This window comes from Agrobacterium sp. 6Ca8 (genome assembly GCF_055382765.1).
Genome location: NZ_AP026433.1, coordinates 715,066 through 728,419, shown reverse-complemented (window position 1 = coordinate 728,419; position 13,354 = coordinate 715,066). Strand labels below are relative to the sequence as shown.

The 13,354-nt window shown below is 57.2% G+C and carries 14 protein-coding genes; 2 read left to right on the top strand and 12 right to left on the bottom strand.

Annotation, left to right across the window (positions count from 1 at the left end):
* Positions 1-52 precede the first annotated feature (52 nt).
* From ACZ5A6_RS03660 to rpoZ, 10 genes are all read right to left on the bottom strand, one after another.
* Complete coding sequence (locus ACZ5A6_RS03660; RefSeq protein ID WP_025592901.1) at positions 53-430, bottom strand: response regulator; 378 nt, start codon at positions 428-430, stop codon at positions 53-55.
* 136 nt (positions 431-566) lie between these two features.
* A complete protein-coding gene (locus tag ACZ5A6_RS03655) occupies positions 567-1,319 on the bottom strand; it encodes a Crp/Fnr family transcriptional regulator (RefSeq protein ID WP_003512249.1) in 753 nt (250 codons plus the stop codon).
* A gap of 182 nt (positions 1,320-1,501) precedes the next feature.
* On the bottom strand, positions 1,502-2,452 hold the full coding sequence (gene era / locus ACZ5A6_RS03650) for a GTPase Era (RefSeq protein ID WP_013635798.1): 951 nt from the start codon (positions 2,450-2,452) through the stop codon (positions 1,502-1,504).
* Between the two features lie 83 nt (positions 2,453-2,535).
* On the bottom strand, positions 2,536-3,249 hold the full coding sequence (gene rnc, locus ACZ5A6_RS03645) for a ribonuclease III (protein ID WP_003512245.1): 714 nt from the start codon (positions 3,247-3,249) through the stop codon (positions 2,536-2,538).
* Entirely contained in the window at positions 3,246-3,992 is a 747-nt protein-coding gene (gene lepB / locus ACZ5A6_RS03640; RefSeq protein WP_003512243.1) for a signal peptidase I, read from the bottom strand. The genes rnc and lepB overlap by 4 nt, the downstream gene beginning before the upstream one ends.
* Before the next feature lie 211 nt (positions 3,993-4,203).
* Positions 4,204-4,608 (bottom strand): holo-ACP synthase, encoded by a 405-nt coding sequence (acpS, locus tag ACZ5A6_RS03635; RefSeq protein ID WP_003512241.1) that lies wholly within the window; start codon positions 4,606-4,608, stop codon positions 4,204-4,206.
* Positions 4,605-5,183, bottom strand: a complete 579-nt coding sequence (locus tag ACZ5A6_RS03630) for a DUF2062 domain-containing protein (RefSeq protein ID WP_003512239.1) — start codon at positions 5,181-5,183, stop codon at positions 4,605-4,607. The genes acpS and ACZ5A6_RS03630 overlap by 4 nt, the downstream gene beginning before the upstream one ends.
* Positions 5,184-5,629: 446 nt before the next feature.
* A complete protein-coding gene (locus tag ACZ5A6_RS03625; RefSeq protein WP_003496944.1) occupies positions 5,630-5,776 on the bottom strand; it encodes a hypothetical protein in 147 nt (48 codons plus the stop codon).
* A gap of 196 nt (positions 5,777-5,972) precedes the next feature.
* A complete protein-coding gene (locus ACZ5A6_RS03620; protein ID WP_464111047.1) occupies positions 5,973-8,207 on the bottom strand; it encodes a RelA/SpoT family protein in 2,235 nt (744 codons plus the stop codon).
* 132 nt (positions 8,208-8,339) lie between these two features.
* Positions 8,340-8,732 carry a DNA-directed RNA polymerase subunit omega gene (gene rpoZ / locus ACZ5A6_RS03615; RefSeq protein WP_003512234.1) on the bottom strand — a complete coding sequence of 131 codons (393 nt, stop codon included), beginning with the start codon at positions 8,730-8,732 and terminating at the stop codon, positions 8,340-8,342.
* Positions 8,733-9,123: 391 nt separating this feature from the next.
* Between rpoZ and ACZ5A6_RS03610 the strand changes: the two genes are divergently transcribed.
* Positions 9,124-9,693, top strand: coding sequence for a LabA-like NYN domain-containing protein (locus ACZ5A6_RS03610; RefSeq protein ID WP_013635795.1), 570 nt, complete (start codon positions 9,124-9,126; stop codon positions 9,691-9,693).
* Positions 9,694-9,917: 224 nt separating this feature from the next.
* Positions 9,918-11,417: a methyl-accepting chemotaxis protein gene (locus ACZ5A6_RS03605; protein WP_111795937.1), complete on the top strand. Its 1,500-nt coding sequence runs from the start codon at positions 9,918-9,920 to the stop codon at positions 11,415-11,417.
* A 159-nt stretch (positions 11,418-11,576) separates the two neighbouring features.
* Here the strand turns inward: ACZ5A6_RS03605 and smpB are convergent, their stop codons facing one another.
* Both smpB and dapA read right to left on the bottom strand, forming a co-directional pair.
* Positions 11,577-12,059, bottom strand: a complete 483-nt coding sequence (smpB, locus tag ACZ5A6_RS03600; RefSeq protein ID WP_003512228.1) for an SsrA-binding protein SmpB — start codon at positions 12,057-12,059, stop codon at positions 11,577-11,579.
* Positions 12,060-12,221: 162 nt separating this feature from the next.
* Positions 12,222-13,106 carry a 4-hydroxy-tetrahydrodipicolinate synthase gene (gene dapA / locus ACZ5A6_RS03595; RefSeq protein ID WP_003512226.1) on the bottom strand — a complete coding sequence of 295 codons (885 nt, stop codon included), beginning with the start codon at positions 13,104-13,106 and terminating at the stop codon, positions 12,222-12,224.
* Between the last annotated feature and the right edge of the window lie 248 nt (positions 13,107-13,354).

Here is a 13,354-nt window from a genome sequence, read left to right as displayed (position 1 = left end):
TCTGTCCGAATTCCGATTCAAGCCCGATCATAACCGATCTGACGGCGAAACGTTATTCTTTTACGGTGTCGCGCGCCGCAGCAACGAGCGTCGTCACGAAATCGGCGATTTCGTTTTCACCGAAAGGCTTGCCCAGCAGGGGCGCATGCACGAGATCTTCGGGGAAACCACTCGTGTCGCCATAACCGCTGACGAAACCGAAGGGAATTCCGTGATCGCGCAGGTGGCGGGCAAAATCGTAACTCTTGCCGTCGGAAAGGCTGACGTCGAGAAGCACGCAATCGGCGCCATCCCGCCCTAATGCGTCCTGTGCCTGCGCAAGTGTCGTCGCAATCGTGATGGTTTCAACGCCGATGGACTGGAGAACCGCCTCGACGTCAAGCGCCACCAGATATTCATCTTCAACGATGATGCAGCGTTGTGGCACCATGTTTCTTCTTCTTTCAACGTGAAGGGAACCAGACGGATTTGCGCCGCTGTCGCCAATGTGATTTTCAAGCGCCATGTCGACAGAGTTCGCAAATTACGGACCCAACGTCATTTAAAAAAGACATGTCGAAAAAAGATCAGATGAAGGGTCTTGGCCGCTTTTCATCGTTTTGCCAACCGGCAACATGGCTCAGTCCGGCATCGTCCAGCACCAGACAGCCCTTGTCCGTCCAGCGAATCAGACCGCGATCGACAAGCTTTCTCAAGGTCTTGTTGGTGTGGACGATGGAGAGGCCGAGCGTATCGGCAACGTGCTGCTGGGTTACCGGGATCGGCGTTTCACCCTGCACGAGATTAACCGCCTTTGCCTTGCTGTAAAGGAACGCGATGAGGTAGGCAGCACGCTCGATTGCTGTGCGTCGGCCGATGCTGAGCAAGTGGTTGTCGAGCATGCGCTCCTCGCTTGCTGCAATCCACGTCAGGTCATAGGCAAGGGTCGGATGATCGGTGAAGAGGTTGTTGAGTCGCGAGCGCTCGAAGACACACAGTGTCACCGGCGACAGCGCCTCCACCGAATGCTGCATTTCCCCCATGACCGTGCCCTGCAGGCCGACTAGATCGCCTGGCATGACATAATTGAGGATCTGCCGCCTGCCGTCTTCCAGTGTTTTATAACGGAAAGCCCAGCCTTGAAGGACAGTGTAGAGATGGGCGCTGTGCGACCCTTCCATCAAAATGACGGAACCGCTTTCGACCGCCAGTTCCCCTGTCTTGAAACGGGAGACGAAATCCAGTTCGGAAGAGGAAAAGTCCCTGAAATGCGGCAGGTCGCGCAAGGGACAGTGCTGACACGGGGTGGTGGAAATTCCGTTCGGTTTTTTTGGCGACATGAATATCCATCATCGAAAAAAAGGTTGCGCCCAATCGTTTTGGAACAACCCACCCGAATGCATTCGGTTCCCGATAAAAGGTTGAAGATATTCAGAATGTTCGTTGTGTGTCGTTCCGTTTCCGGCCGGCACATCCACATTCCTGTGCCTGTCACAGGAATGTGGGAGGAACCGGATGTGCCTTATCCCCGCGGAAATTCCAGGCCCATTTCGCGGAAACGTTCGGGGTCGTCGCCCCAGTTTTCGCGAACCTTGACGAACAGGAAGAGGTGGACCGGCTGTTCGAGGATTTCAGACAGTTCCTTGCGCGAGGCGGTGGAGATCGCCTTGATCGCGTCGCCGTTCTTGCCGAGAGCGATCTTCTTCTGGCTGTCGCGCTCGACATAGATCACCTGCTCGATGCGCACGGAGCCGTCCTTGCGCTCTTCCCACTTCTCCGTCTCAACATGCGAGGCGTAGGGAAGCTCCTGATGCAGACGCAGGAACAGCTTCTCGCGGGTGATTTCGGCGGCGAGCTGGCGCATCGGCAGATCGGAAATCTGGTCTTCCGGATAATACCACGGACCTTCCGGCAGGGTATCGACCAGATAATCCATAAGGTCTTCGCAGCCCGAGCCGTTGGTGGCCGAAATCATGAAGGTCCGGTCGAAGGTCACGTGCTCATTGGCGGCGGCAGCAAGCTTCAGCAGGTCTTCGCGCTTCACCTGGTCGATCTTGTTGAGGCAGAGGATTTTCTTCTGCGGAACATCCTTCAGCCCCTCGAGAATCGCTTCCGCGTCACCCTTCAGGCCGCGTTCGCTGTCGATCAGCAGCAGGATGAGATCCGCATCCTTCGCTCCGCCCCAGGCCGAAGTGACCATGGCGCGGTCGAGCCTGCGGCGCGGCTTGAAGATGCCGGGCGTGTCCATGAAAACAATCTGCGCATTTTTGTGAATGGCGATGCCGCGCATCACCGCGCGCGTCGTCTGTACCTTGTGGCTGACGATCGAAACTTTTGCACCCACCAGCCTGTTGACCAGCGTCGACTTGCCGGCATTGGTCGGGCCGATGAGGGCCACGAAGCCGGAGCGGGTCGGAAGGGCGATGTCTTCGCCGGCAACGGCGGGGTTTTCGTGATCGGTCATGATATCCATTCAAGGTCTGAGGTATTCAACATGCGGCCACAAGGCTCGCCATGCGCTCGATTTTAGCGCCACTATCTTTCGGGCGCTCAGTTCTAGGTGGAGCTTTTCTGCCAGACGCCTTCGCGTTCCAGCAATCTGGTTGCTGCCACCTGTTCGGCTGCGCGCTTGGAACGCTCGACGCCGGTTTCCGGCTTCACGCCGGGAATTTCCACCGTCACGGTGAAGCTGGGATCGTGATCCGGTCCGGAGCGATCGTCAACCCGATAAGCGGGCGTAACCGCAAATCTGGCATGCGCCCATTCCTGCAATTCAGTCTTGGCATCGCGGCGTCCGGCATCCACGCGCGTTGCGCGGCCCTGCCAGTATTTCAGAATGAACTTGCGGGATGCTTCCAGACCACCATCCAGATAGAGAGTGGCGATCAGGCTTTCGACCACATCGGCGCGCACGTTCAGCATCGCCTTGCCGGTCAGCTTCTTCACATCCGATCCGGTGCGAATGAAATTATGCAGGCCCATTTCGTCGCCGATAGCGGCGCAGGATTCGGCGCTGACAAGCTGGTTGAGGCGAACCGAAAGCTCCCCTTCGCTGGCGTTGCGGAAGGTGGAGAACAACAGCTCGGCAACACAAAGGCCGAGAACGCGGTCGCCCAAAAACTCCAGCCGCTCGTAATTGCCCGCTGCAGCGGAACGGGCACTCGCATGGGTCAAGGCCCGGTCGAGCCGGGCCTTTTCCTTGAATTCATATCCGATCAACGCTTCGAGACGGGAAATCTCCGCAATCGACAGCGGCTTGGTCTTGCTCATCCCACAACCTTGAAGAGACGGTCCCAGCGCATGTTGGACGGCCAGTCCCAAATGCGGCTGAACGGCGTGTCATTGCCCAGCGAGAAGAAGATGACGCTGGCGCGGCCGATCAGGTTTTCTTCCGGCACGAAACCGACGTCGAAACGGCTGTCGAGCGAGTTGTCGCGATTATCGCCCATCATGAAATAATGGCCTTCCGGCACCAGGAATTCGCGGGTGTTGTCGCCGCGCGAATCGGGCGACTGGTCGAGCGTGTCGAAGGTGACGCCATTATCGAGCGTTTCGCGGAACACCGGTACATTGGCGCCCGGATCGGCACGGTAATCGGAGGTGAAGGTGCCATCAGGCTGCTTCGGAACCGGCTGGCCGTTGATGAACAGCACGCCGTTCGTCACCTGGATGCGGTCACCCGGCAAGCCGACGAGACGCTTGATGTAATCGACTTCAGGATTGGGCGGCAGGCGGAAGACCACAACATCGCCGCGCTTGGGCTTGCTGAATTCGAGGATACGGCCGGAAAACAGGTTCGGCGAAAAGGGCAGCGAATATTTCGAATAGCCGTAGGAGAACTTGTTGACGAAAAGATAGTCGCCTACCAGCAGCGTCGGCATCATCGAACCTGAAGGGATCGTGAAGGGCTGAAACAGCACGGTGCGGATGACCATGGCCAGCAGCAGCGCCTGAATGATGACCTTGACGTTTTCCCAGAGGGCGTTCTGCTTCTTTTCAGCTTTTTCGGACACTTAAAGACCTGCCTGATTGTTTACCGGTTCCTGCGATTTGACGGAGGCGTCCGGGCCGTTGTTGCTCGCGACTGCGGCGGGGTGAAGCAATTTTTCACGCAGCCAGCGACGCTTTCATATTTCTGCGACTTCTCTAGAACCTTTCCAGCCGGAAGGGAAGCGCTTCTGTCATACGCCTGCAAATAGGCCGCCAATGCGGCAGCCCCCAGTCTCAGTCGCTCACGGGAAGCGCCTCGATAATCACAAATGCCTGAGCGTAAGGGTAATCGTCCGTGATGGTCAGATGGATATTGGCGCGGTGACCGGCGGGCAGCATGGCCGCCAGCCTTTCTGCGGCACCGTTGGTGAGCGCCATGGTCGGCTTGCCGCCCGGCAGATTGACGACCCCCATATCCTTCCAGAAAACGCCGTTCGCAAGGCCGGTTCCGAGCGCCTTTGAACAGGCTTCCTTGGCGGCGAAACGCTTGGCGTAGGATGCCGCGCGGTTCTTGCGGCCATCGGACTTGGCGCGCTCGATATCGGTGAAACAGCGGTGCGTGAAACGTTCACCGAAACGGGTGAGCGAATGTTCGACGCGGCGGATATCGATCAGGTCGCTGCCCAATCCAAGAATCATTTCAACATCTCCAGAGACGCGTTTTTATTGGCGGCGCGATGCGCGAGATTTTCCATCTTGCGGCGCTGGAAACCGCTGATGAGGCTGTAGACGGTGATATAGGCGATGACCGCGCTCACGGCCGCGGGCAGAAGCGCACCGACGGTCATGGGTTCCAGCACCGGCCTCCATATCTGCCGGAATTCGAGGTGGCTGAACAGCGCAACGAAATCCACATGCGCAACCCCCGCCTCCTTCTGTCGTCCGAGCAGGAAATGCCCGAGTTCCCAGGTGGACGCCCAGATGAACGGAAATGTCAGGGGATTGGCGAATGTGGTGCCGAGTGCTGCCGCAACGAGATTGACGCGCATGAGGAAACCGAGCGCCATGGCGATAATGATATGCACGCCGAGAAACGGTGTCCACGCCACGCCGATACCGAGCGCGACACCGGCAGCAATCGAATGCGGAGACGCAGACAACCGCAGGAGACGCAGCTTCATATAGCGCAGCGAACGGGTAAATCCCGTGCGCGGCCAAAAGAGGTCACGAATCTTCTCTGAAAAACCAACGGGTTCACGGCGGCGAAACGGCATGAGGGCAGTCTATTTCATCGCCCCGGCTGAGCCAAGAGCATCGTATACGACACGGGGATTTCTTTTGCAGGCATATTTTCCCCGTCATTCCGGCCTTTAGCTGGAATTCCGCCCACGCCACGTGGCACAACCGAGTATACGAACCTTGCCGAACACTCTGACCTCATCCTCAGGCTTGTCCCGAGGATTTGCAAACGATTGATTGAATGCAAGGTTATCAGCTCCCTGGGACGCGCCAAGGATGACGTCGAGGAAACAAGCACCTCTCGCCGTCAAATTCGTTTCAAAAGCAGCATGTCCTATCATTTGGACCGGACAGCGGTAAACGCCCGTTCGTAGCGCGCATTCACACAGCCTTACGAGACACGAGAAGGAGCTTACCGATAACGGCCACCCACCTTCCAAGTCCCATACGCATGGCGAACGGCTGCCATGCGCTGAGTGCATTACCGGCGGAACAGGCCGCGGTCGATTTCGCGCTGGCGGAACTCTAGGTCGACATTCGACACGGAGCCGCTGAGATATTCGAATTCGCGTTCCTGGGTCGTCTTGCCACGAACTGCACGGGCGATCTTGCGAAGCGGAGTAAACATGATTTCATGTCCTTTCAGTTTGGAAATGGCGTTTCTCATCGGGGCAGGACCACCGGCACGCCGCGTTTTCCGTTTTCAATTTCTGAAAGGAAGATAGTCGCAAACCACATGCGCGACCAGAGACAGTAAAAGGCCGCTGCCATGCATCCAATGCATAACAGCGGCCTTTTGGAATGTGTGAATGATCAAAAATGCCTCAATCGAAGGCACGTTTGACCGTGGATACGCAATCGAGGTCTTTCAGCTGCGACAGCAGCTGGTTGAGTTGCCGCAAATCCCAGACTTCGACATCCAGCGCCAGTTCGGAGAAATCCGTGCCGATGCGGACCATATTCAGAGCGCGTATGTTGACATCCAGCGTCGCGATCGATTGCGCCACGGAGGCGAGCGTGCCGGGTTCGTTCAGCGCGTTGATCATCACCCGCGCCATGAAGCGCGACTTGTTCGCCTCATCAAGATCCCAGCGGACATCAATCCAGCGCTCCGGCTCATCGTCGAAACGCTGCAGCGCCGGCGCCTGAATGGGATAGATGGTGATGCCCTTGCCTTTTTCCATGATGCCGACGATGCGATCACCCGGAACGGCACCGGCGGCACCAAAATGCACATCGACATTGCCGGAAAGACCACGGATGGGCAGCGGGTCCGGTCCATCGAGCATTTCGGCTGCGCCATCGTCTTCCAGAACGGAGCGCGACTTTCCGGGGATCTTGAAGACCATACCGGAAGCGCTGCGCATGTTGAACCAGCCGTCGTCGCCGGTCATCTTCACCGTCACGCGCTCGTCCTGATAATCCGGATAGACTGCACGCAGCACGTCGAGCGAGGAGACCTCGCCGCGCCCGACGGCGGCGATAGCGTCTTCCACATCCTTCTGCGCCAGACGATGCAGCACGGGTTTTAGCGCGTCACGCGAGAAGGCCTTGCCGGCACGTTCGAAAGTGCGCTCCAGAATACGGTAACCGAGACCCGAATATTGCTTGCGAATGGCCATGCGCGTGGCGCGGCGGATGGCCGAGCGGGCTTTGCCCGTCACCACCACCTCTTCCCATGCAGCGGGCGGAACCTGCACGCCGGAGCGGATGATCTCCACCTCGTCGCCGTTGTTGAGCCGGGTCACAAGCGGCATGATCCGGCCGTTGATCTTGGCGCCAACTGTGGTGTCGCCGATATTGGTGTGCACCGCATAGGCGAAATCGATGGGCGTCGCGCCGCGCGGCAGCGCAATCAGCTTGCCCTTGGGTGTGAAGCAGAACACCTGGTCCTGGAACAGTTCCAGTTTGGTGTGTTCGAGGAATTCTTCCGGGCTGTCGCCTTCTGCCAGCGATTCGATGGTGTGGCGCAGCCAGGAATAGGCGTTGCTCTCCGGCGAGAGCAGATCGCCCTCCCCGTTTTCGCCGTCCTTATAGAGCGCATGGGCGGCAATGCCGAATTCGGCGATTTCGTGCATGCGCTTGGTGCGCAGCTGCAACTCGATACGCTGGCGCGAAGGGCCAACGATCGTGGTGTGGATGGAACGATAGTCGTTCTGTTTCGGCGTGGAGATATAGTCCTTGAAGCGACCGGGTACCACGCGCCAGCGGGTGTGGACGATGCCGAGCGCCCGGTAGCAGGAAGGAATATCGTCCACCAGAATGCGGAAGCCGTAGACGTCGGACAGTTGCTCGAAAGAGAGCGATTTCGACTGCATCTTGCGGAACACCGAATAGGGCTTTTTCTGACGCCCCTTGACGCTGGCGCCGAGAAGGCCATTCGCCACGAGAAGCTCGCGCAGCTCGTCCTCGATCTTCTTGATGAGCCCTTCGTTGCGCGTTTCCAGTTCCTGAAGGCGGTTGGTCACCGTCTCATAGGCTTCCGGATTGAGGTAACGGAAGGACAGGTCCTCCAGCTCGTCGCGCATGTCCTGCATGCCCATGCGGCCGGCCAGCGGCGCATAGATTTCCATGGTTTCTTCGGAAATGCGGTTGCGTTTGTCCGCCGGCATATATTCCATGGTGCGCATATTGTGCAGGCGGTCGGCCAGCTTCACCAGAAGAACGCGCACGTCGTCGGAAATGGCAAGCAGCAGCTTGCGCAGGTTTTCGGCCTGCTTGGCCTTGCGCGTGACGAGATCGAGTTTCTTGAGCTTGGTCAGCCCCTCCACCAGTCTGCCGATATCCTCGCCGAACAGCTCGTCGATTTCAGCGCGGGTAGCGGTGGTATCCTCGATCGTATCGTGCAGCAACGCCACCGCGATGGTCGATTCGTCGAGATGCATTTCCGTCAGGATGGCGGCAACTTCCAGCGGATGCGAGATATAGGGGTCGCCATTGGCCCGCTTTTGCTGGCCATGTTTCTGCATTGCATAAACATAGGCCTTGTTCAGCAGGGCCTCATTCGCATCCGGTTTATATTTTTGAACCCGCTCAACGAGTTCGTATTGCCGCATCATGCGATATTCCACAAAAAGAAAGCGCGCCAACCTTGGGGTCGGCGCACAATGCTGCATCAATAGGGATCAGATTATGACGGCAAATATTGACAGACGGTAACCACCGCCTGCCAATGGCGTCATAAAGTCAGATCAATAGTCGTCATTTTTTTCCGGCGGCACAAGGCCTTCGATACCGGCCAGCAGTTCTTCTTCCGACATCTGGTCGAAAGTAACGGTTTCCGGCTGGTCGTCCTCTTCGCCATCGGCAGTAGCGGAGGCTGCCAGCGTAACCGGATCGGGCTCGGGCTCGTCCACTTCCACATGCTTCTGCAGCGAATGGATGAGATCTTCCTTGAGGTCGTCGGGCGAAAGCATCTCGTCGGCGATTTCGCGCAGAGCGACGACCGGGTTCTTGTCGTTATCGCGGTCAACCGTGATGGACGAGCCCTGGGAAATCTGGCGCGCACGGTGGCTGGCGAGAAGGACCAGCTCGAAACGGTTGTCTACTTTATCAATGCAATCTTCAACTGTGACGCGGGCCATTGCCTGTCCTTTGCGAGTCGTAATGTCGTGGATCAGAGCGCCGTGCTTTCTTGAGGATGCACAAGGGATGCTCTAACCTATTGAATCTGCGCTTCGTGCCTTGCGAAAAACGCTTTGGATTCCTCGCGACGAAGCCTTCCAGCTTCCGATACAGCCATTGGCCGCGGAATTCAAGTTTTTCCTGTCTTTGGCGTCTTTTGGCACCTTATTGCCCTTGTTTGGCGTCTGATGAACAAAATGTCTAGAAGAATTGTCTTGGAATACGGGTGAAGTTACCTTACTTAAAACGCAACGGCGCTACGCAAAATTCGTTGATACGACATGATTTTTCGCATTTGCGACCGGAAATAAAAGCCAGATAATGGCCTTTCCAAAAAAGGAATGGGATGGAATGTTCGATCCACGGGAGAAAATTGCGCTCTTTATAGATGGAGCCAATCTTTATGCAGCATCTAAAAGCCTGGGGTTCGATATCGACTATCGCAAGCTTCTTAAGGCGTTTCAGAAGCGCGGATACCTGCTGCGCGCCTACTATTACACCGCATTGATCGAGGATCAGGAATATTCCTCGATCCGCCCTCTGATCGACTGGCTGGATTATAACGGCTACAAGGTCGTGACGAAGCCGGCGAAGGAATTCACCGACGCGCTCGGTCGCCGCAAGATCAAAGGCAACATGGATATCGAACTTGCTGTCGATGCCATGGAACAGTCCGAGACCGTCGATCATCTGGTTCTGTTTTCCGGTGACGGCGATTTCACCAAGCTGGTGGACGCGCTTCAGCGCAAGGGCCGCAAGGTTTCCGTGGTGTCCACCATGGCAACGCAGCCCGCAATGATCGCCGACGATCTGCGCAGGCAGGCAGATCACTTCATTGATCTCATGACTTTGAAGGCCGAAATCGGGCGTGACCCGAACGAGCGCCCTGCCCGGCACGTCGAAAGCCCCGAAACGATCTGATCCCGGTTTTTAAGCCGCCGACCTAATGAGAACGTGTCCGTCTGCAAGGCGGGCGCGTTTTTGTTTGGCGCCACAACCGTGTATTCCTGCCGGAAAATTCCTCTTAAAATTAACAAACATCAAATTCGGCCAGTCAAAATTATATCTTGGTTAATTTTAGACGTGTCTAAATCACCCAACGGCACCAACGACATGATTTCGGTGTCAAATCAGGATGTTCAGACATGCATGGCCAAGTAAAAACCAATCAACAACTCGACGAAAGACTTAATTTTCTGGGGCTTGGCCAGGAGCAACGGCAAAACCTTTCGGACATGAAGGGCGTCATTACAGGCTCTCTCGACGCCTCTCTCGACCGGTTTTATGCGAAGGCGCGCTCCGTGCCGGAAACGGCGAAATTCTTTGCAAGCGACGCGCATGTCCAGCATGCTAAAGGCATGCAGATGAAACACTGGGCAAGAATTGCCTCCGGCACCTTCAACTCGGACTATACCGATGCCGTGACGGCCATCGGCCGTACCCATGCAAGGCTGGGGCTGGAGCCGAGATGGTATATTGGCGGTTACGCGCTGATGCTTGATGGCATCGTCAAAGCCGTCGTCAATTCGGAACTGAAGGGCCTTTTCCAGGAAAAGAAGGCCAAGAAGCTGAACGACGCCCTGACGGTAACGATCAAGGCCGCCCTTCTCGACATGGACTATTCGATCTCCGTATACCTCGACGTGCTTGCCGCCGAGCGGCTGAAGGTCGAGGAACAACAGGCGCAGATGAAGAAGGAGCAGGAGCACGTTCTCGAACTGCTCAACAACGCCCTGAACAAGCTGGCGAATGGCGACCTCACCTCCAGCATCAATGAAAAGACTGCACCGCAATTCGAGGGGCTGATTGCCAATTTCAACGCTGCGGTCGGCAATCTCGCGGGTGCATTCTCGCAGATCGTCGAGGAAGCCAACAAGATATCAGGCAATACGCGCGAACTGACATCGGCTACCGACGACATGGCCCGCAGAACGGAGCAGCAGGCAGCAGCCCTTGAGGAAACCGCCGCCGCCGTGGAGGAAATCACCACCATTTCCAAACTTTCGGCGCAGCGCTCCGAAGAAGCCAAGGCCATCGTCGAAAGCTCGGCGGCCGAGGCGGCGCGGTCACGGGATGTGGTGACGGAAGCGGTAAAAGCGATGGGCGCCATCGAGGAATCGTCGCAGAAGATCACCCAGATCATTTCCGTCATCGACGAGATTTCGTTCCAGACCAACCTTCTGGCGCTGAATGCCGGTGTGGAAGCCGCGCGTGCCGGTGAAGCAGGCAAGGGTTTTGCCGTCGTCGCCCAGGAAGTGCGCGAGCTGGCACAGCGTTCAGCCAACGCCGCCAAGGAGATCAAGACCCTCATCACGAAATCCTCGGAGGATGTGATGCAGGGCGTATCGCTGGTCAATAAAACCGGGCAATCGCTGAATACGATCGGCAACAAGGTGGATCATATTCAGGAACATATCACGTCGCTGACCAAGGCGGCCCAGGAGCAGTCCGTCGGCATTCAGGAAATCAGCGCCGCCATCAACAGCATGGACAATCTGACCCAGAAGAATGCGGCCATGGTGGAAGAAACCAACGCGGCCACGCATAATCTGAGCGATGTGAGCGCCAATCTGGCGGCACTGGTCAGCCGGTTCAGCGTTTCGGCGTCCACGTCCTATGTGGAGCGGACTTACAGGGCGGCGTGAGAGCTGTCTATTCAAGAGGCGAAAGCATCCCCGCTCTCATTCCTGTGCTTGTCACAGCAATCTAGCCAGCCCAAATCCTTGGGCTGAAAAGAACTCTCTCGCCGCGCAGAAGCGCGGCGGCTTGATTTCTGCGACAAGTGCAGGAATGAGGGATGAGCTCTAGGCGTTGTTGCCCTTCAGCAGCCGCGACTTCTGCCGGTTCCAGTCGCGTTCCTTCTCCGTCTCGCGCTTGTCGTGCAGCTTCTTGCCCTTGGCCAGTGCCAGTTCCAGCTTCGCACGGCCCTTTTCGTTGAAATAGACTTTCAGCGGCACCAGCGTCATGCCTTCACGGTTGATGCCGGCGCGCAGACGGTTGATCTCGCGCTTGTTCAGCAGCAACTTGCGACGGCGGCGCGGCTCGTGGTTGAAGCGGTTGGCCTGCAGATATTCCGGCAGGTGGGAATTGATGAGCCAGATTTCATCGCCCTCGTCCGATGCGTAGGACTCGGCGATATTAGCCTTGCCTTCGCGCAGCGCCTTGACCTCGGTGCCGGTCAGCACCAAACCCGCCTCATAGGTGTCGATGATTTCGTAGTTGAAACGAGCCTTGCGGTTTTCCGCAACGATCTTGTTCACCACGCGCTGGCTGCCTTTGGGGGCCATGATATTTCAATCCCTTGTTTTTCTTATTGCGCCTGCGGCTTGTCCGCCACGAGCGGTTTTCACGTTTCTATTTAGTATCGTCGTTACGAAAAGAAAAGGCGCGCGAAACGGCTTCTGTCGCGAAGCAGTCCCATTGCGCGCCTTTCGGGTTTCAGGTGTCCGTCAGTTCATCAGGCCGGCATGCTTCAGCGCCGCGTCGATTGCCGCTTCCGTTGCCGGTTCCAGCGTGCTCATCAACGGCGAGCGGACCTTGCGGTTGCCGCCACGGGTCTTCGAAAGCGCATATTTTGTGCCGCAGACACCAGGTTCCATGAAGATGGCCCGGTGCAGCGGCATCAGGCGGTCCTGATACTCCAGCGCCTTGGCGTAGTCGCCTGCAAGCATGGCCGCCTGGAATTCGGAACAGAGGCGTGGCGCAACATTGGCGCTGACCGAAATGCAGCCGACGCCGCCATGGGCGTTGAAGCCGAGCGCCGTGCCATCTTCGCCGGACAGCTGGATGAAATCCTTGCCGCAGGAAATACGCTGTTCGGAGACGCGGTCGAGCTTGCCCGTCGCATCCTTGACGCCGACGATGTTCTTGTGCGCCTTCACAAGCGCACCCATGGTTTCCGGCGACATATCCACCACCGAGCGCGGCGGGATGTTATAGATCACGATCGGCAGTTTCACCGCTTCCGCAACTGCGGAAAAATGGGCGAAAAGCCCCTTCTGCGTCGGCTTGTTGTAATAGGGGGTGACCACCAGCAGCGCATCCGCGCCGGCATCCTGCGCGTGCAGGGCAAGTTCTATCGCTTCATCGGTATTGTTGGAGCCAGCGCCCGCGATGACCGGAACCCGTTTCGCCGCTACCTCGATGCACAGCTCGACCACACGTTTGTGCTCGTCATGGGACAGGGTTGGAGATTCCCCCGTCGTGCCCACAGGCACAAGTCCGTTGCTGCCTTCGGCAATCTGCCATTCCACATGGGCGGCAAATGCCTGTTCGTCCACGGCACCATTGTCCGTAAACGGGGTAATGAGGGCGGGAATTGATCCCTTGAACATACAAAGCTCCTGGCGCCGAGCCGGTTCATGCTTCGGCCGCATTCGATGGTTAAAACCGGCACACATTAGTGCCAGCCCTTGGCGCCGACAAGCGCAAAGGCAGCCTATTTTGTCCGAAATTGTCGGAAGTGTGACAGTCGCGGAAGCTCACGCGGCAGGCAAAAAACGAGGCGGTGGAATTTTGCGCCGCTCGCAGACCGGTGAATAAAAGTTGATTGAAGTGCCGAGCGGAAAGTAAGGTTTCGTTA

What these genes read in the sequence shown, in the direction of transcription:
- rpoZ (WP_003512234.1), bottom strand. Translation starts at nt 8,732, where the DNA reads ATGGCCCGCGTCACAGTTGAAGATTGCATTGATAAAGTAGACAACCGT.
- era (WP_013635798.1), bottom strand. Translation starts at nt 2,452, where the DNA reads ATGGATATCATGACCGATCACGAAAACCCCGCCGTTGCCGGCGAAGAC.
- ACZ5A6_RS03655 (WP_003512249.1), bottom strand. Translation starts at nt 1,319, where the DNA reads ATGTCGCCAAAAAAACCGAACGGAATTTCCACCACCCCGTGTCAGCAC.
- acpS (WP_003512241.1), bottom strand. Translation starts at nt 4,608, where the DNA reads ATGATTCTTGGATTGGGCAGCGACCTGATCGATATCCGCCGCGTCGAA.
- ACZ5A6_RS03605 (WP_111795937.1), top strand. Translation starts at nt 9,918, where the DNA reads ATGCATGGCCAAGTAAAAACCAATCAACAACTCGACGAAAGACTTAAT.
- ACZ5A6_RS03630 (WP_003512239.1), bottom strand. Translation starts at nt 5,183, where the DNA reads ATGCCGTTTCGCCGCCGTGAACCCGTTGGTTTTTCAGAGAAGATTCGT.
- dapA (WP_003512226.1), bottom strand. Translation starts at nt 13,106, where the DNA reads ATGTTCAAGGGATCAATTCCCGCCCTCATTACCCCGTTTACGGACAAT.
- ACZ5A6_RS03620 (WP_464111047.1), bottom strand. Translation starts at nt 8,207, where the DNA reads ATGATGCGGCAATACGAACTCGTTGAGCGGGTTCAAAAATATAAACCG.
- rnc (WP_003512245.1), bottom strand. Translation starts at nt 3,249, where the DNA reads ATGAGCAAGACCAAGCCGCTGTCGATTGCGGAGATTTCCCGTCTCGAA.
- smpB (WP_003512228.1), bottom strand. Translation starts at nt 12,059, where the DNA reads ATGGCCCCCAAAGGCAGCCAGCGCGTGGTGAACAAGATCGTTGCGGAA.
- ACZ5A6_RS03625 (WP_003496944.1), bottom strand. Translation starts at nt 5,776, where the DNA reads ATGTTTACTCCGCTTCGCAAGATCGCCCGTGCAGTTCGTGGCAAGACG.
- ACZ5A6_RS03610 (WP_013635795.1), top strand. Translation starts at nt 9,124, where the DNA reads ATGTTCGATCCACGGGAGAAAATTGCGCTCTTTATAGATGGAGCCAAT.
- ACZ5A6_RS03660 (WP_025592901.1), bottom strand. Translation starts at nt 430, where the DNA reads ATGGTGCCACAACGCTGCATCATCGTTGAAGATGAATATCTGGTGGCG.